The 18,017-nt window shown below is 73.1% G+C and carries 14 protein-coding genes; 12 read left to right on the top strand and 2 right to left on the bottom strand.

Annotation, left to right across the window (positions count from 1 at the left end; translation table 11 throughout):
* Nucleotides 1–42: 42 nt before the first annotated feature.
* On the top strand, nt 43–756 hold the full coding sequence (locus ACZ6JT_RS32520; protein WP_469215386.1) for a hypothetical protein: 714 nt from the start codon (nt 43–45) through the stop codon (nt 754–756).
* 193 nt (nt 757–949) lie between these two features.
* Nucleotides 950–1,555: a hypothetical protein gene (locus tag ACZ6JT_RS32515; RefSeq protein ID WP_469215384.1), complete on the top strand. Its 606-nt coding sequence runs from the start codon at nt 950–952 to the stop codon at nt 1,553–1,555.
* Nucleotides 1,556–1,652: 97 nt separating this feature from the next.
* On the opposite strand, the gene ACZ6JT_RS32510 is transcribed toward ACZ6JT_RS32515, so the two are convergent.
* Nucleotides 1,653–2,735, bottom strand: a complete 1,083-nt coding sequence (locus ACZ6JT_RS32510; RefSeq protein WP_469215382.1) for a P1 family peptidase — start codon at nt 2,733–2,735, stop codon at nt 1,653–1,655.
* A 204-nt stretch (nt 2,736–2,939) separates the two neighbouring features.
* On the opposite strand from ACZ6JT_RS32510, the gene ACZ6JT_RS32505 reads away from it, so the two are divergent.
* The 3 genes from ACZ6JT_RS32505 (at nt 2,940) to ACZ6JT_RS32495 (ending at nt 6,468) form a co-directional block, all read left to right on the top strand.
* Complete coding sequence (locus tag ACZ6JT_RS32505; protein ID WP_469215380.1) at nt 2,940–4,217, top strand: pyroglutamyl peptidase; 1,278 nt, start codon at nt 2,940–2,942, stop codon at nt 4,215–4,217.
* A 150-nt stretch (nt 4,218–4,367) separates the two neighbouring features.
* Complete coding sequence (locus ACZ6JT_RS32500; RefSeq protein ID WP_469215379.1) at nt 4,368–5,039, top strand: hypothetical protein; 672 nt, start codon at nt 4,368–4,370, stop codon at nt 5,037–5,039.
* 283 nt (nt 5,040–5,322) lie between these two features.
* Nucleotides 5,323–6,468 carry a mechanosensitive ion channel family protein gene (locus ACZ6JT_RS32495; protein WP_469215377.1) on the top strand — a complete coding sequence of 382 codons (1,146 nt, stop codon included), beginning with the start codon at nt 5,323–5,325 and terminating at the stop codon, nt 6,466–6,468.
* Nucleotides 6,469–6,484: 16 nt separating this feature from the next.
* Here ACZ6JT_RS32495 and ACZ6JT_RS32490 read toward each other — a convergent pair whose 3' ends face one another.
* A complete protein-coding gene (locus ACZ6JT_RS32490; RefSeq protein ID WP_469215374.1) occupies nt 6,485–7,975 on the bottom strand; it encodes an MFS transporter in 1,491 nt (496 codons plus the stop codon).
* Between the two features lie 283 nt (nt 7,976–8,258).
* Between ACZ6JT_RS32490 and ACZ6JT_RS32485 the strand changes: the two genes are divergently transcribed.
* The 7 genes from ACZ6JT_RS32485 (at nt 8,259) to ACZ6JT_RS32455 (ending at nt 18,004) form a co-directional block, all read left to right on the top strand.
* The gene (locus ACZ6JT_RS32485; protein WP_469215373.1) at nt 8,259–10,583 is read left to right on the top strand and encodes a macro domain-containing protein; all 2,325 of its coding nucleotides are present in this window, start codon (nt 8,259–8,261) and stop codon (nt 10,581–10,583) included.
* A 227-nt stretch (nt 10,584–10,810) separates the two neighbouring features.
* Nucleotides 10,811–11,455, top strand: coding sequence for a GAP family protein (locus tag ACZ6JT_RS32480; protein WP_469215517.1), 645 nt, complete (start codon nt 10,811–10,813; stop codon nt 11,453–11,455).
* A gap of 126 nt (nt 11,456–11,581) precedes the next feature.
* On the top strand, nt 11,582–12,457 hold the full coding sequence (locus tag ACZ6JT_RS32475) for a hypothetical protein (RefSeq protein ID WP_469215371.1): 876 nt from the start codon (nt 11,582–11,584) through the stop codon (nt 12,455–12,457).
* 218 nt (nt 12,458–12,675) lie between these two features.
* Nucleotides 12,676–14,337 (top strand): hypothetical protein, encoded by a 1,662-nt coding sequence (locus tag ACZ6JT_RS32470; RefSeq protein WP_469215369.1) that lies wholly within the window; start codon nt 12,676–12,678, stop codon nt 14,335–14,337.
* A 416-nt stretch (nt 14,338–14,753) separates the two neighbouring features.
* Entirely contained in the window at nt 14,754–14,942 is a 189-nt protein-coding gene (locus ACZ6JT_RS32465; protein ID WP_365478096.1) for a thiazolylpeptide-type bacteriocin, read from the top strand.
* Between the two features lie 22 nt (nt 14,943–14,964).
* Nucleotides 14,965–15,147: a thiazolylpeptide-type bacteriocin gene (locus ACZ6JT_RS32460; protein ID WP_469215366.1), complete on the top strand. Its 183-nt coding sequence runs from the start codon at nt 14,965–14,967 to the stop codon at nt 15,145–15,147.
* Nucleotides 15,148–15,268: 121 nt separating this feature from the next.
* Entirely contained in the window at nt 15,269–18,004 is a 2,736-nt protein-coding gene (locus ACZ6JT_RS32455) for a lantibiotic dehydratase (protein ID WP_469215359.1), read from the top strand.
* Nucleotides 18,005–18,017: the final 13 nt, after the last annotated feature.

The following is an 18,017-nucleotide window of genomic DNA, read 5'->3' as shown; positions in this document are numbered from 1 at the left end:
GAACGCACAGCGCCGAACCGGCCACCGTCCGAGGGGCTTTCCATGTCCGTTTCCGTTTCCGGGCCCGCAGCCCACACCACCGCGCCCGCCCCGTTCCCCACCGGCTGGTGCGCCACCGACCTGGGACGCCTCCGGCCCTGCGACTCCACCTACGACGTGTACCCCGTGGAGAGCCTGCCGCCGCTGGACGCCGCGCACCTCGACGCCCGGTCCGAGCGGTTCGACTGGCTCGGCGGGGCGGACGGGCCGCGATCCGAACACGAGGAGCACCTCACGGCCCTGGCACGCGACCTGGCCGAGGCCGCACTGGCCCTCCCCGAGGGCTTCACCGCCTTCTACGGGAGCGAGCGCCTCCACCGCACCTTCGACGAGGTCTCGGTGACCGCGTGCTGGAGCCACCTCTCCGGCCCGCTGCGCAGCCCGGTGGAGGAAGGCGCCCGCCTCATACGGTTCCTGCGGGACCAGCAGGACTGCGTCATCTGGTACCTGTACCTGCGCCCCTGCGGGGAGGCGTTCGTGGTCTTCTCCCACCTGGAACTGGAGTCCGCCGGCTGGTGGGCCGACGGGGAACCGGCCGAGGAGGTCCGGGCCGCCGTGGCCGCCTCGCTGGTGCGGTGCGCCGACACCTTCGAGGAGTTCGCGTACCGCTTCGTCGTGGAGAACGAGCTGTGGATGCGGTTGAACTCCGCCGACGCCGACGGCCCGCTCCCCGCCCGCCTCCAGTCGTACGCCGACCACTACACGCCCGCCGGGTAGGGGGCGCGCGGTCGCCCGGCGGTGGCGCCGGCGCTGCGCCAACCCGGCAACGGTTCACGGACGTGTCCCCGTGAACACCGGTGCGGGCGCCGATCGCGACGTACGGTCGAGCAACCGGCCGAGCCCTGCCGCCGGCACCGCACACCTGGCCGGGGTCGGCTCCTCGACGCCACGACCGGAACGGGAGCAGCCGATGCTTCTCTACGCCCAGACCCCAGCGCGGCGCAACCGCCAGATCCTCGCGGACCTGATCGCCGCGCTCCTGATCGCCGCCGCGGTGTGGTTCGCCCTCGCCGTCCACGACGCGATCATGCTGCTGGCCGAGCCGGGACGGAAGGTCGAGAGCTCCGGCAAGAGCCTCGCCAGCGCCCTCGGCGACGCCGGTGACACCGCCTCGGACGTGCCGCTGGTCGGCGACCTCCTGAAGAAACCGTTCCGGTCCGCGGCCGACGCCGGCACCGGGATCGCCGACGCGGGACAGTCGCTCCAGGACACCGTCAGCCAGTTGGCCACCCTGGCCGCAGTCGTCCTCATCGTCGTCCCCGTGGCGTTCGTACTCCTGCTGTGGCTTCCCCCGCGCCTGCGCTGGATCCGTCGCAGCGCCTCCATCCGGCATCTCCTGGACGCACCCGGCGGCGCCGACCTGCTCGCGCTGCGCGCCCTCACCGGACCGCCGGGCGACCTCCTGGCGATCCCCGCCCCGCCGGGCGGCCTCGCGGACGCCTGGCGCCGCGGCGACCCGCAGTCCGTCGCGGCCCTGTCCCGGATCGCACTCGCGCGGGCGGGCCTGCGGCCCTGACGGGCGCACCTCAGAGCCCCCGCCCCCGACGGCCCCGCCCCCGACGGCCCCACCCCGACCGCCGACCGGGCCCGGCACACCCCGCGATGACCGACCCTCACCCACCGTCCCGGACGCCCGGCTCCTGACCGTAGAGGTCCCGCCAGGACGGGAACAGGCCGCCCGGACCGTCGAAACCCTCCGCGGCCCGCACCGCGTGGACCACGGCCCGGCACACGGCGTCCGCCGCCGCCCCCAGCACCTCGTTGAACTCCGCCATCCCCGCCACCGGGTGCCCGCCCAACGCGAGCCCGAAGACGGTGTCCCCGTCGTTCATCAAGTGCACGGGACGGATCGCCCGGGCCAGCCCGTCATGGGCCGTGCCGGCCATCTTCTGCACCTGGGCCCGCGTGAGGTCGGCGTTGGTCGCCACCACGGCGAGGGTGGTGTTCATCACCGCCCCCGACCCGCCCTCCGCGGGAGCGCCGCGCCGCGACCGCGTCGTGGCACGGGCCTCGTCCAAGGCCCGCCGCGCCCGCTCGTGCACCTGCGGCCGCGGCCACACATCGCGCCGGCCCGCATACAACTCCCCGTACAGCGCGCCCGATGCGGGATCGACGACCGACCCGGCCGCGTTCACCACCACCAGGGCGCCCACCACCGCCCCGCCCTCCAGGCACACACTGGCCGACCCGACCCCGCCGCGCAGGCCGCCCGCCACCGCGCCCGTCCCCGCCCCGACCGACCCCTGCGCCACCGCCGCACCCACCGCCGCGGCCGAGGCCGCCTCCACCGCCCGCCGGCCCAGCGCCGGCCCCGGACGGAGCCCGAAGTCCCCGCCCCGCCCCAGGTCCAGCAGCGCGGCCGCCGGCACCACGGGAACCACCTGCCCCGCCCCTGGCCCCACCGGCACGCCCCGCCCCCGCTCCTCCAGCCACTCCATGACACCGTGCACCGCGGCGAGCCCGTACGCACTGCCACCGGTCAGCACGAGCGCGTCCACCCGCTCGACCAGAGCCCGCGGGTCCAGCGCGTCCGTCTCGTGCGTCCCGGGACCTCCACCGCGCACGTCCACCGCCGCGACCGCCCCGCCCGGCGGAACCAGGACCACCGTCGTTCCCGACAGCGCCCCCTCACCCGTCAGCGCGGCATGCCCCACGCGCACACCGGCCACGTCCGTTATCGCGTCGACCCGATCCACGTTCCCCGCCCCCGATCGCACCGTCACCCGCCGCGGCCGTCCCACGCGCCGCCGCCCGTCAACGCCGTCACCCTCTCACCCCACCGCCGCCACCACCCCGCCGTGCGCCGAACCGGACGCCCCGGCGGCGCAGTCCAGCCACTCCCGGCGGCTGCGCCCGGTGTGCCTGGTGAGGGCGACAGCCGCTATGTAATGTCACATCACATGATGTTCTTACGTCGTGCGGCCTCGGCCGCCGCCCTCCTCGCCACCGTCCTGCCCCTGGCCCTCGCCTCACCCGCCCACGCCACCGCCGCCGGCGCCACCGCCTGCCGCCCCCCGGCCGCCGCAGCGCTCGACGCCGAACAGATTCGGCTCGCCGACGCCCGCACCACCGCCCTGGTCGAACGAGGCGGGCTCACCGACTTCGTACGGCGCCTTCCCGCCGCCCTGTGCACGACACGCAGCCCGGCCGAAGCCGAACGCCTCCTGCGCTCCTGGGGCGAGGCCCTCTGGCAGGCCTCCGTACGCCGCGCCCAGGGACAGCGGCCCGGCGGCGACCTCGCCCCCGCGGACGACCGGCCCCTGTACTGGGCACGGCTGTCCATGACCGCCGAACTCGCCCGTTGGCAGCCGGGGTTCACCGTCGACAGGGCGGCGCTCCGCGCCCGCTTCGAGGACGCCTCCCGCGGCCTCACCGACAACGCCTTCCAGGCCGCGCCCGGCGTACGCCGCGTCTTCATCAGCGGCTTCGACCCCTTCGGACTCGACGCGGAGATACGCCGCGCCAACCCCTCCGGATCGGCCGCCCTCCAGCTCAACGGCCGCCGCGTGACCCTCGCCGACGGCAGCCCCGCCGAGATCCGCGCCGTCGTCCTGCCCGTGCGCTACGCCGACTTCGACGCCGGCATGGTGGAACGGGCCTTCGCCCCGCGCCTGGCCGCCGGCCCCGCCCCGGCCGACATCATCACCACCGTCAGCCAGGGCTACCCCGGCATCTTCACCCTTGAGGACTGGGCCGGCCGGGCCCGGTCCGCCGACCCCTACCCCGACAACGCACGCGCCCTGTCCGGCGGCACCCGCGAACACCCGGTGACCGCCCCCGGCCTCGGCCCGGGACCGGAGTTCATCCGCACCACGCTCCCCGCCGACGCCGTGACCGCCGCCGTGCAGAGCCCCTACCCCGTCCTCCTCAACCCCGACGTCACCGAGATCCCGGCGGGCGCCACGGCCCCCGTGGACCGGACCGACGGCCCCACACCCGGCTCCCGCGCCGTCGCGGGCGGCGGAGGCGGCTACCTGTCCAACGAGGTCGCCTACCGCTCCAACCGGCTCCGCGCCGAACTCGCCCCGCACCTGCCCGGCGGCCACCTCCACACCCCCGTGCTCACCGGCCTGCCGGCCGACCCCCAGCTGCTGACCGGCCCCGACTTCGAACGCAACGAGACCGCGATCACCGCCGAGGTCCGCGCCGTCCTCGAACACGCCGCAGTACGAGGCTAGGGCCTGTTGCGAAAGTGGATCTTGAGCGTGGATGATCACGCTTCGTCGGGCGTGGTGCTGGTCCCAGCAGCCCGCTTACACTCGGACCGTCTCGGTGCGAAGTGATCTCCTTGCTCCCGGCACAGTGAGGCGGCTTCCATGCCTGGATGGATGGACTTGGCATACACCACGGCCGGCGGTGTCGTCGGCGCCGCGGTGACCAACTACCTCTCCAAGAACCAGGAACGTCGGCAGCAGCGAGCCGCGGTCATGCAACAACTCCTGCGCGTCACAGCGGTACGCGACAGGGTGTGCGACATCGTGCCGAGCCGGAGGGAGCGTCCGTCACGGCACCTGGCCGGGGCGCGACTGCTTGCCACGGCACGTTTTGGCGTCACGGCGGTCCTGGAGGACGGCCATGACGCCGAGCACACGCAGCGGGAAGCGATCGCAGATCTCGTGGTGGCTGCGCTCTCGGCGGGCGTACCCCGCAGGGTCCTGGACTTTGCCGGAGGCAGCGAGGAACGTGCCCTGCAATGCGAGGTCATCGCAGCGGTCGATCTCCACCTGGGCGGTGTCCTGGGTGAATCGCTCGAAGAACTCATGACGCAGTGTGAGGAATACCGGCAGGCGACAGCTCAACACCTGCTCCGGGCGCTGTGGCACCCATGGCAGACGCGGTTGCGGATGCCTGCGCGCCTTCGCGCGTTGCGACAAGACGTCGCCGCACTCCATCGCAGACAAGAAGCGGCGATGTCCGTCCTGGATCAGCCGGAGCACATCGATGCCCTCACCGAGCGACTCGGTCGCCTGTCGGCTCACGACCCCCAACGCGTCGACTAGTCCGGGACCCGCGGCATAGCCAGTGCCGCGTGGCATCGCATCAGATCCGTTGCGCAACGTCATGACCCACTTCCGCCACACGACCCGGCCACCGCCCCGCCTGCGGTGCGTCACCCCGCCATGGGGCAGGATGGCAGCCCGTTTTCGGATGCGCACACACGCCCGAACGCGGCCCACTGCACGACGAACTGACAGGTGACAAGGTGACGACACACCTCATACGACGCCCGGCGGCGCCCGCCGCCACGCCCCCGGCCTGGGGACGCGCAGCGGAGGAGGTCCGTTGAACCGGGAACTCGTCCTCCACGACTGGCTGGTCGCCGGCATCGCGCTGGCAGCCGGCGCCGCCGCCGGGCTGCTGCTGCGCGCCCTCCTGCGGTGGCTGGGCCGGCACGCCGAGCGGACCCGCTGGAAGGGCGACGACGTCATCGTCGACGCGCTGCGCACCATCGCCCCCGGCGCCGCCCTCATCGCCGGCGCCGCGGTCGCCGCCACGACCCTGCCGCTCACCGCCCGGGTCTCGGGATTCGTCAACCAGTCCCTGACCGCGCTGCTCATCCTCATCGCCACCCTCAGCACGGCGCGGGTCGTCGCCGGCCTCGTCCAGTCCGTGGCGGGGACCCGCACCGGGGTGGCCGCGTCGGCGTCCATCTTCGTCAACATCACCCGGATCGTGGTCCTCGTGATGGGCGTCCTCGTCGCCCTGGAAACCCTCGGCGTGTCCATCGCGCCCCTGGTCACCGCCCTCGGCGTGGGCGGTCTGGCGGTGGCCCTGGCACTCCAGGACACCCTCGCCAACCTCTTCGCCGGAGTGCACATCCTCGCCTCGAAGACCGTGCAGCCCGGTGACTACATCCGGCTCACCAGCGGCGAGGAGGGGTACGTCGTCGACATCAACTGGCGCAACACCGTGGTGCGCAACCTCTCCAACAACCTGGTCATCATCCCCAACGGACGTCTCGCCCGGACGAACATGACCAACTTCACCCAGCCGGAACAGCAGTTCTCCATCCTGGTCCAGGTGGGAGTCGGCTACGACAGCGACCTGGAGCACGTCGAGCGGGTGACCCTCGACGTCGTCGACAGCGTGATGGCCGACATCAACGGCGCCGTCCCCGACCACGAAGGAGCCGTCCGCTTCCACACGTTCGCGGACTCCCGCATCAACTTCACCGTGATCCTGGGCGTCGGCGAGTTCAGCGACCAGTACCGGATCAAGCACGAGTTCATCAAGCGCCTGCACCGGCGCTTCCGTACGGAGGGCATCTCCATCCCCGCCCCGACCCGCACGGTCGCCCTCCGGCACGACGAGCACCCCGCGCCGTCCCCGCACGCACCCGTGCCCCACCAGCGCGGGGCGTCACCGTCGACCGCCACCCAACGCACGGACCTCACCGACCTCACCGAACTGACCGACAGCGGCCGCTGAGCAGGGCCGGGCGCGGTCAGCGTGAGCCGGCCGGGTCCGGCTTCGCCACCGACAGCGGCTCGGCGATGTCCTCCAGCGAACGGCGCTCGGCCTTGACCGCGAGGAAGACCGCCACCAGGCCGGCGGCGCACATCAGCGCGGCGCCGATCCGGAAGGCGAGCGCCGTGTCGCCGACCACGCCCGACGAGGTGAGGTCGGCGAAGATCAGCGGGCCGCTGATGCCGCCGGCCGCGGTCCCCAGGGCGTAGAAGAAGGCGATGGCCATGGCCCGGGTCTCCATGGGGAAGACCTCCGAGACGGTCAGGTACGCACTGGAGGCGCCCGCCGACGCGAAGAACAGCACCACGCACCAGCAGGCCGTCATGGTCGTCGCGGTGAGCGATCCCCGGTCGAACAGCCATGCCGTGGCGAACAGGAGCACACCGGAGAGCAGGTAGGTCGAGGAGATCATGATCCGGCGCCCGAGCGTGTCGAACAGCTTGCCGAGCAGCAGGGGCCCCAGGAAGTTGCCCGCGGCGATGACGGCGAAGTAGTAGCCCGTGCTGCCCGTCGGCACGTCGAAGAACGTCGTCAGGATGGTGCCGAAGCCGAAGGTGACGGCGTTGTAGAGGAACGCCTGGCCGATGAAGAGCGACAGGCCCAGGACCGCGCGGCGCGGGTAGCGGCCGAAGACCGTCCGGGCGATCAGGCCGAAGCCGATGCTCTTGCGCTGGTGGACGGTGATCTCACCGGCCGGCGGCGGGAGGGGTTCGCCCTTCTCCCGCTCGATCCGCTCCTCCACCGACGACACCAGCGCCTCGGCGTCCTCCTGCCTGCCGTGGATGAACTGCCAGCGCGGACTCTCCGGAACGTGCCGGCGTACGAGCAGGACGGCCAGGCCGAGGACGACGCCCAGGGCGAAGCTGAGCCGCCAGCCGAGGTTCGCGGGGAAGACGTCGGTGTCGAGCATCACGACGGACAGCAGGGCGCCGCCGATCGCGCCCAGCCAGTAGCTGCCGTTGATGATGAGGTCGACCCGGCCCCGGTACAGGGACGGGATCAGCTCGTCGATCGCCGAGTTGATGGCCGCGTACTCGCCGCCGATGCCGAAGCCGGTGAGGAAGCGGAAGAGGAAGAACCACCACGACTCGAACGAGAGCGCGGTCATCGCGGTCGCACCCAGGTAGACGACCAGGGTCACCATGAAGAGCCGCTTGCGGCCGTAGCGGTCCGTCAGCCAGCCGAAGAAGAGCGCCCCCAAACAGGCGCCCGCCACGTAGAGGGCGGCGGCGACGCCGGTGACCTGCGCGGCGGTAATGTCGAGACCGCTGCCCTCCTCGGCGAGGCGGCCGGCGACGTTGCCGACGATGGTGACCTCGAGCCCGTCGAGGATCCAGACGGTGCCCAGGCCGATCACGATCATCCAGTGCCACCCGGACCACGGCAGCCGGTCGAGACGGGCCGGCACGGCGGTGGTGACGGTGCCCGTGGTGGCCGGCACGGACACCGGCGACGAATCGGATGCCATGGCTTCCTGTTTCCCTCCTGCTCGAACGCCCCCTGCCTGCCGGGTTCCCGAGAACCTCCCGGACATGCGGCCGCGATCACCGCCGGCCGCCCGTGGCCCGCCTCCCAGCTTGCGCGCCCGGCCCGGACCCACCCACCGCGACACACCCGGCGCGCCCCGGACCGTCCCGGAGGGACGTTTGCGCAGCTGTGACGGCCACTCACCCCCACCGCACAGAACCGTCGTTGTCAGTGCCGCCGGATACCTTCGCAATGTTGCAAGGGCCTTCCGACAGGAGCGGACGATGACCGAGAGCAGTGTTCAGCCCACGCTGAGGGTGGTGCTGACCGACGTGAACGAGCGCGTGGTGGAGGCATGGCGGGCGGCGTTCGCGGACACCCCCGGCATCGAGATCCGCCGGGGCTCGATCCTCGAAGAGGACGTCGACGCCTGGGTCACCCCGACGAACTCCCGGGGCCGGATGGACGGCGGGGTCGACGCCGCCGTCAAGCGCCACCTCGGATCCGGCATCCAGGTCCGCGTGCAGCGCGCGATCCGCGAGCGGTTCGCCGGAGTCCTCCCGGTGGGCAGCGCGGTCTGCGTCCCCTCGGGGGCAGCCACCCCCCGGTACCTGATATCGACACCGACCATGGTCCGGTCCTCGCAGAACGTCAGCGCCACCCTGAACGTCGCCCTGGCCTGCGCCGCCGCGTTCCAGGCCGTTCACCGGCAGAACCGGCGGCAGCCCGGCAGCATCCGCTCGGTGGCCCTGGTCGGGATGGGCGCACAGACCGGCCGGGTCCCGGCCAGGGTCTGCGCCAACCTCATGTGGACCGGCTACACCCTCTTCCACGACCACTGGTTCGAGGACGACGACGAGCTGCGCGCCACCATCGTCACGCAGCTGAACGGCATCGAGAACGCCCCCGCCGAGGAGCGGGTGCGCATCGTGGTGCCGAAGACCGCCCCGCCCGCCCCCGCCCCCGCCGGCCACCCGACCGGCCAGGTCCCCGCCCCGACCCCGACGAACGAGAGCCCCTCCGCCATGACGGACGCGAACGACCCCCTGGCTCTCACCGAACTCTTCGACGGCGGCGGCGAGCCCTGGCTCCCGCTGCTGAAGCCGGTCATCGAGGCGCTGCCGGACGCCCCCCACTTCATCGGGAAGGGCCGCAGCCCCGAGGTCGTCCCGGTGCGCGAGCTGACCTTCCAGGCCCTCAAGCCCAACCCGCCGCACAAGTGGAAGGTCGTCGCCTTCGGCCAGAACCCCTACCCGCGGGCGGAGAGCGCGACCGGCATCGCCATGTTCGACAACACCTTCGGCGACTGGAAGGACAGCCAGTTCGGCAGGGTCGTCAGCATCCGCTGCCTCATCAAGGCGGCGGCGATGTGGAAGTACGGCATAGCCAAGAAGACGCCCATCGCCGACGTGCGCGCGTTGCTGAAGGAGCAGGACACCGTCCAGCCGCCCGAGTGGTTCCAGGCGATGCTCACGCAGGGCGTGCTGCTGCTGAACGCCTCCCTCACCGCCAGCGGCGACGCAGCGATGGGCGCCGACCAGCACACGGCGTTCTGGCGGCCCGTCGCCGAACGGATCGTCGAGGAGATCCTCAAGGCCAAGCAGGACGCGGCCGAGGAGGACCGCGGGATCGTCTTCGCCTGGTGGGGGGCGCACGCCCGCAACCTCAAGCGGGTCGTCCTGCGGATCCAGGAGAAGTACCCGGACGTCGAGGTCCGCCACATCGACCACGCGAACCCGGCGGCGCAGGGCGACATCTTCTGCGAGGGCGACCACTTCGCCCTGGTGAACGAGGCCCTCGTCTCGCTGGGCGCCGACCCGATCGACTGGCTGCCCAGCAAGGGATGGAACGCGGGGACGGCCGGCGCGGACGGGGCGGTCGCGGCACGCATGGGCGCCTTCATCGAGTCGACCATGAACCTGCACCAGCTGTACCTGGAGCGGCTCACCAGCGTCAAGGACGAGGGCCTGGTCCTCCCCGCGATCACCGGCGTCTTCGACACCCCGCTGATGGACTTCCAGGACGCCGTCGCACCGGTCGCCCGGACGCTGTCCGGGCTCGCCGGACACATCGACCGCTCACGCGACTTCGGCAAGCGGCGGGCCGACGAGATGTCCGGCGGCCTGTCCGCCGACGCGATCGCCGCCCTCTACCTCTACACCTGCGAGTCCGCGTTCTACCGCGAGATCAACGCCGTCCTGCGCTCCCCGGACCGCAGCCGGGTCACCCCCTACCTGCCGTACCTGCGCCTGCTGTTCTCGGCGGTCGGAGGGCTGCCCGCGCACACGCAGCCGCTGTGGCGCGGCGTGTCGCTGGACCTGCGGTCGCAGTACCCGGTGGGCCGGACCGTCACCTGGTGGGGCGTCTCCTCGTGCACCTCCCAGCTGAACGTGGCGCGGTCCTTCCTGGGCAGCCGCGGCAAGCGGACGCTCTTCGAGGTGACGCCCGCCAAGGCGGTCGGGATCAGGAGCTTCTCCGCCTTCACGGGGGAGGAGGAGTACATCCTCACACCGGGCACGCAGCTCAAGGTGACGGACGTGAAGAGCGAACGCAGCGGCCTGTACACGGTCAAGCTGACCGAGGTGGACGCCACCCCCGTGGTGTCCTGACCCGCTCGGCCGGCCCCGGCGAGTCGGCGCCGCCCGGCCGGGCCGCCCGGCCGGGCGCCCGCCATCCGCCGTGCGGCATTCGGGAACGTGGGCGTGGCCTGCTTGACCGCTCGGGCCGCCCGACGCAGAGTCGGAACGCGGTGCCGCGACAGCGCCGCCCGAGCCCGCCTGCGGTCCACCCGTCCGAAGGCGGCAGACGGCCCTGGCCTTGGGGAGTGACTGCGCTGATGGTCCTCGACCTGGTCGTGATCGGTACGGCCATCACCCTGGGCCCCCTGCACAACAGCGCCTTCATCCTGCTGCTCTCCTCACCGCGAGGCGTCCGCAAGGGCCTGGCGTTCCTGCTGTCGTGGCTCGCCAACCTGGTCGTGGTCATCGCGTGCGTGGTCCTGTTGACCGGCGGCGAGCCCCCGGCCCGCCACAGCGCGCCGTCGACCGCCGCGGCGAGCGCGAAACTCGCCATCGGCCTGGGGATGGTGCTGTACGCGGCGCACCGGCGCCGCCGGCCGCCCCGCCCGCACGGCCCGCCGCGCTGGACCGCCAAGGTGGACGGCGCCTCACTGGGGACGGCCGCCGGGCTGGCCTGGCTGCTGCAGCCCTGGGCGCTGGTCGGCGCCGGCGCGGCCACGGTCGTCGCCGCGGACCTCTCCTCCCTCACCGACTGGCTCGCGCTGACCGGCTACTGCCTGCTGGCCACGCTCGGCCTCATCGTCATGGAGATGTACATGCTCCGGGCACCGGCCGCCGCGGCCGCCCGGCTGGAGGCCCTGCGCAGGTGGCTCGAGCAGCACCAGGAGCAGCTGATCGTCACGCTCTCGCTGCTCGTCGGTCTGTGGCTGGCGGCCCGGGGCATCTACGAGCTGGTCGCCTGACCGGCTCGCCGACAGCCGGGGCCCCCAGAATGAATTGAACACGTTCAGCCCGGCTGGCAGTATGGATCCGCGCGCCGCCGGCCACGGCGACGCGTTCATTTCGCCGTGCCACGAGGGGGGCTGGCCGTGCGTCAGAAACGGTCGTACGGCCGGATGCTGCTGGTGTCGACGCTGGTGGGCTGCCTGGAGGTCGCGCTCACCGTCGTGGTGATCCTCCTGTACGTCCGGACCCAACCGCCGCCGGACAGCCCGGTCGACCACACCGCGCTCGTGGGGGGCCTGTTCTCCCTCGGTGTGATCGTCGCGGTGATCGCGGTCCTGCTGTCCCTGGTCTTCGTACTGCCGGCGGTGGCGCTGGCCGACCAGCTCGGCCGCCGGATCGGCGGCCGCGAGGCGTGGTGGTGGGTCCCGCTCGCGGTGGCGGCCCTGGTGGCACCGCCGATCTGGACCTTCGCGTCGTACAACCACCTGGAGACGCGGCCCGTGCTCGTCTTCTGGGCCGCAGCCACCGCGTCGCTCTCGATGGGCGCCCTGATCGCCCAGCCCCGCCGTCCGGGACTGGGTCGGCAGGTGGCGCTGTGGGGCACGGCGGTAGTGGCGGGGACCGGCCTGCTCGGCGCACTCGGGCTCACCGCCGGCCTGCTGCCCGCCTACGAGCCGCCGGCGATCGACCCGGCGACCCTGCCCGGCACCTGGGGTGACCAGACGGGCGGAAAGCTGGTCTTCACCTCCGACGGCCGGGTCACGGCCGACAGCGTCCACGAGTACGGCCCCGGCGACGACCCCTACCGCCTGCCGCCGCAGTGCTCGGGCTCCGGCACCTGGTCGTACGAGCCCGGGCGGGGGGTGCGGACCCAGAAGGTCCGCATACAGGTTCCGGGATGCTCCTGGCCGGCGTGGAGCGTCGGCGGCACCGAGGAGGAGCCGCGGATCTACCAGCGCATCGGCCACCCCGACTCCGGGCACCTGTACGGGCTGCGGAAGGTCACCGGCGGCCCGTGACGCCGCAACACCGCGCCGCCCCCGGCGCTCCGCGCGCCGCCGACAACTTGATCACCTCCGCTGCAACCACCGTGAACGCCCTGCCGTCCTGAGCGACGGGGCGTGCGCGCGTTGCGGAAGTACGTTCATATGTGACCAGAAATGTGTGTACTCTGAACGCGCTTCACTTTCTGAACAGGTTCAAGAACAAGGGGGGACCGGTGCAGCGTCACCGCGTCATGATTTCGGCTGCCGTCGTCGCGGCAGCCATCGGCTTCGTACCGAACGTGGCCCAGGCCTCAGACCAGCCTGCGGACCGTACGGGCGGCGTGGCCGCCACGATCGATTCCGCGAAGGCGGCGGCGGTGGGTTCCGCCGTCTTCCACAGCCCCGCCGAGCGCACCGTCCGCAAGGCCGCGAGCGCGCCCGCCGACGCGGGCAAGAACGGCAACCCGGCCGCCGCGCCACAGGCCGCCGGCGCCGGCAAGGACAACCCGGGCCTCGCGGTCGACCTGCTCGCCTCCGGCACCACCGCGCACGGCATCAGCCTGGCGTCCCGGATCAGCACCAGCGTCGCGTCCTCGATCCGCGTCGAGATCAACTGGGGTGACGGCCGGACCGAGACCAGCCACACCACCAACGCCAAGCTCCTCAAGGCGGACCACACGTTCGCCGAGCTCGGCACCCACACGGTCACGGTCACCCTGACCGACCTGGACAACAACGTGACCGCCACCAACAGCGTGGAAGTCCAGTCCTACGGTTCGAAGTTCACCCCGCACGGCCCGGCCCGGCTGCTGGACACCCGCGACGGCACCGGCGCCGCCGCAGGCCCCGTCGCCCCGTACGGCACCACCCGGGTGAAGATCGGCGGCAACAGCGGCATTCCGGCCGGTGCGACCGCCGTGGCCCTCAACCTGACCGTCACCAACGCCCGTTCCGGCGGCCACGTCACGGCCTACCCCTCGGGCACCGCGCAGCCGGACACCTCCAACGTCAACTTCGTCGCGGGGCAGACCGTGCCGAACATGACGATCGTGCCGGTCGGCGCGGACGGCTACGTGGAGTTCGTCAACCGCAGCTACGGCGACGTGGACCTGATCGCCGACGTCACCGGCTACTTCACCCGCACCAACGCCAGCGGCTACACCTCGCTGGACCCGGCCCGCATCGTCGACAGCCGTGAGGGCCTCGGCACCTCGTGGGGCCAGGTCGGCGGGCAGAGCACGTTCCCCGTCCAGATCGCCGGCCAGGCCGGCGTCCCGTCCCGGGGCGTCACCGCCGTGGCCCTCAACGTCACGGTCACCAACCCGAAGAGCGCCGGCCACCTGACGCTCTTCCCGAGCGGACAGCAGGCCCCGTCCACCTCCAACGTGAACTTCACGGCGGGCCAGACGATCGCCAACTCGGTGATCGTACCCGTCGGCTCCGACGGCAGGATCAACGTCCGCAACGGCGGCTGGGACCCGGCCGACGTGATCGTGGACGTCGTCGGCTACTACAGCCCCGACAGCAAGGCCGCCTACCTGCCCGTCACGCCCACCCGGCTGTACGACTCCCGCAAGTGGTCCGCCGTCCCGGGCCAGGACTACAGCTACCTGCCGCTCGCCGACGGCAAGCCGTGGGTCACCGGCTACGTCCTGAACGCGACGGTCACCAACACCCAGGGCGACGGCCACCTCACGGTCGCCCCGGACACCAACACCTGGACCCAGTACATCGGCGGGACCCAGATCCGCCCGACACCGCCCAACTCCTCCAACCTGAACTGGACGAAGGGCGCGACCGTCCCGAACCTGGTCCAGGCGAGCACCGGCAAGACCGGCGTCATCGACCTCTGGAACCGCAGCTGGGAGCCCACCGACATGGTGGTCGACATGTTCGGTCTCTACGAGTACTGACCCACCCGGCAGGCAGCGCCCCACCACCGTGCCCCGGGAACAGCCACTGCGGCTGTTCCCGGGGCACGTCCCGTTTCCCACCCGCCCCGATAAACGCTCGGGGAATTCACCGAAAACAAGCCGGTCGGCGCAATTCCGCGCCCCGCACCCAAAATGCGGCCGCTTACGCTCCGGCGGGGCTCAAGCGAACCCGGGGAATACTGGGGAGCGGCCGAAACCTCGGCCGGACACACCCCCGTGGCCGGATCTCATCGGCGTCAACGTGACGAAGTAGAACCGGACTTGCCCAGGTAGCGGGCAGAAGCCCCGCACGCTTGCCGCCGTCCGGACGACCTCGCAATGCTTTCCGAACGATCCGGTCGACTGAAGTCCAGTGCACCTTCGGCTTTCCCCTTCCACATCCCCGGGAGACTTATATGTCCGACACCGCACGTACCCCCGAATTCGAACTCCACGACCTGGAACTCGATCTCGGCGACCTCACCGTCACCTCGATGCGGGACACCTCCGCACTGCCCGAGGGCGGGGCGTCCTGGGGCTCCTGCTCCTGCCAGGGGTCGTCCTCCTGCGCCCAGCCGCACGACTCCGTCGCCCTCGAGGCCTGAGCCCGCCCACGAGAGGAAACCCATGACCGACCGCACGCAGTCCTCCGGTTTCGACCTCGACGAACTCGACCTCGGTGAACTCACCGTGACCTCCCTGAGGGACACCGTCGCCCTGCCCGAGGGCGGCGCGTCCAACGGCGGCAGCTCCTGTTCCTGCGGCTCGTCCTCCTGCGCCCACCCGCAGATGCCCGAACTCCCCGTCTAAGGGACACGGGCGCACCACCGCACCACCGCACGACGGCACCACCGCTCGGCAGACGCTTCCCGCCGTGCCACGCGCCCGGCGGGAAGCCCGCGCGCCGCCCCCACCCACAGGACGGAAACCCATGCCGCAGCCGCACCCCACCCCCAGCGCCGACGGCTACCGGGTACGCTCCGCCCCCTACGCGCTGGCCCGCGCCACCGTGCTCGCCCACCCGGCCCAGCACCCGGCCCCGGCCGCCTTCCGGGACCTGCTGGCCCGCCTCCAGCGGCTCGACACCCAACTGGCCCTGACCACCGCACCCCTGTGCGAGGACCTGTACGCCGCCCGCGACGGCCACCCCGCCGACTTCCACCGCGACGTCGTCCTGCCCCTGCGACGGGCCCTGCACAACGGCCGCGAACCCCGCCCCGCCCTGCTCGCCCGCCTCGGCGACCTCCCCGCCCGCCTTCCCCGGCTCGATGCCTGGCTCAGCCTGCGCGCCGACCGCGACACCCTCCTCACTGCCCTCGACGCCGCCACGGGCCCCGCCCTCGACGCCGAACGCGCCGCGCTCGCCGCCCTGTGCCGCGAACCCGCCCTCGCCAAGGCCACCGCCTTGACCAGCGCCGACCTCTGGCGCGCCGTGAACCGCGCCGCCACCGGTGCGGCCGACCGCCGGGCCCGCAAAGAGGAGCCCACCGTGCTGCGCTACGCCCTGCGGGCCAGTACCAAGACCAGCCCGCTGTCGTGGTTCACGGCCGTCGGATGGGGCCCGCTGACCGGCGCCCCCGCAGACGGCCCGGCCGACGGCCCGGTCCGCCCGGTCGCCTCCTGGGGCGCCGCACCCGTCCTCGACGGCCCCCTGCACTCCGTCGTACGGGTCAACCGGACCCTGACGACCGCGCTGACCCTCGCCCTCCTCGACGCCCCGCACCGCCGCGCCACCCTGCCCCACCGCATCACCAGCACCGCACGCACCGCAGGCGGACGGGCCGCGTACTCCCGTGACCGGCCCTCCTTCGCCGGTGGCCGCTACCTCGTGCCCGGCGAGGACGAGGCGGAGGTGGCCGCCGGCGGACCGCTGGGCCTGCTCACCGCCCTCGCCGAGCACCCCGTACCGCTCGCGGAGCTGACGGAGAAGCTGGCCGCGACGCTCTGCCCGCCCGACGCCGACGCCGGTGGCGGTGGCAGCACCAGGGGTGGTGACGGCCGGGCCGCGGCCGCCGCCTTCCTCGACCAGCTCGCCCAGGCCGGCCTGCTGGTCCCGCAGGACCCCGTCCCCCCGCAGGACCCCGACCCCCTGCACCGCCTCGCCGCCTGGCTGCGGTCCTTCGCACCCGGCCACCCCGAGGACGCCGACCGCGCCGACCGGATCACCGAACTCGGCTCGCTGACCGCCCGGTTCGCCGCCACCCCGGCCGCCGAGCGCCCCGAACGGCTCACCGTCCTCACCCGACGCTGGACCGCCGAGCTGGCCGCCGCCGGCCGGCCCGTCCCCACCGCCTCCGCCCCGCTGACCGTCCTGTCCGAGGACGTGGTCGCCCCGCGCCCGCTGGCACTCGAGGGCTTCCTCGGCGCCGCCGACCACGAGGCGCTCGGCGAGGTCACCGCCCTCGCCGAACTCTTCGACCTCGGCCACCTCGTCCGCCGCGCCGTCCGGGACCGCTTCGTCGAACGCTACGGCGCCGGCGGACGCTGCGCGCACCCCTGGGAGTTCGGCCCGGACGTCGCCGCCGCCTGGGAGTCCGCCGGACGGATCGCCCGCCTCGACCCCGCCGACCAGGACGCGTTCCCCAGCGGGAGCGAACCCCTCGCCCGGCTGCGGGCGGAGGTCGCCGACGCCCTGCGCGCGGACGACGGCCCCTCCGGCCCCTCCGGTGCCCGCGACGAGGCGCTGCTCCCCGCCGACACCCTCAAGACCCTCGGGGAGCGGCTCCCCGCCTCCACCGTCGAACGGCCCCTCAGCTACGCCTACTTCCTCCAGCGCGACCCCGCCTGCGGGCTGCTCGCCGTCAACCACGTCTACGGCGGCTGGGGCCGCTTCGCCAGCCGCTTCCTGGACTCGCTGGACCCCCGCGCCACCGCCGAGGTGTCCCGGCAGCTCCGGCGCGGCCTCGGCCCCGGCGCCCGCCCCGCCCAGATCCGCCCCGTCGGCGGGTTCAACGCCAACCTCCACCCCCTCCTCGTCCCGGACGAGATCGGCCCCGACCGCCACCGCACCCCGATCGCCGAGGCCGACCTCGAACTCGTCCACGACGAAGCCACCGACCAGATCCGGGTCCGTCTGCGGACCACCGGCGAGCTGCTCGACGTGCTCTACCCCGGCTTCCTCGCCCCCGTGCTGCTGCCGGCCCGCATCGCGCCCCACCTCGCCGACCACCCGGGCGGGGTCGTGGACTTCCGGCCCCTCGCCCCCCGCCGGTCCCTGGCCGCACCCGGCGGCCACGTCACCCTCTGCTCCCGGCTCCGCCACCGGCACGTGGTGCTCCAGCGCCGCCGCTGGCTGCTGCCGTCCGCCGTGGTGGCCCGGCTGCGCGCCGACCTCGCCACCGACACCGGCCCCGGCCGGGTCCCCGCATCCGCCGCGGCCCACTGGCGGGCCCTGCTCGGCCTGCCCGAGCAGGTCTTCCTGCACCCGGTGGCCGGCGCCCCCACCGGCCGGGCCACCGAGGACTTCCTGAGCGGACTGGCCCGCCCCAAACCGCACTTCGCCGACCTCGGCAACGCCCTGCACCTGCGCTGCCTCGCCAAATGGCTGTCCCGGCACACCGACGGCGTCGTCCTCGAAGAGGCCCTGCCCGCACCCGGCGGCCTGCCCGCACCCGCCCGGGCCGTCGAACTCGTCCTGGAGGTCTACCGGGCCGGACGCCCCCGATGACCCGCCCGCCGAG

It is taken from the genome of Streptomyces sp. NPDC046308, from assembly GCF_055588065.1.
Note: the sequence above shows the minus strand (reverse complement) of the source record. Positions and strands in the feature narration are given on the sequence as shown.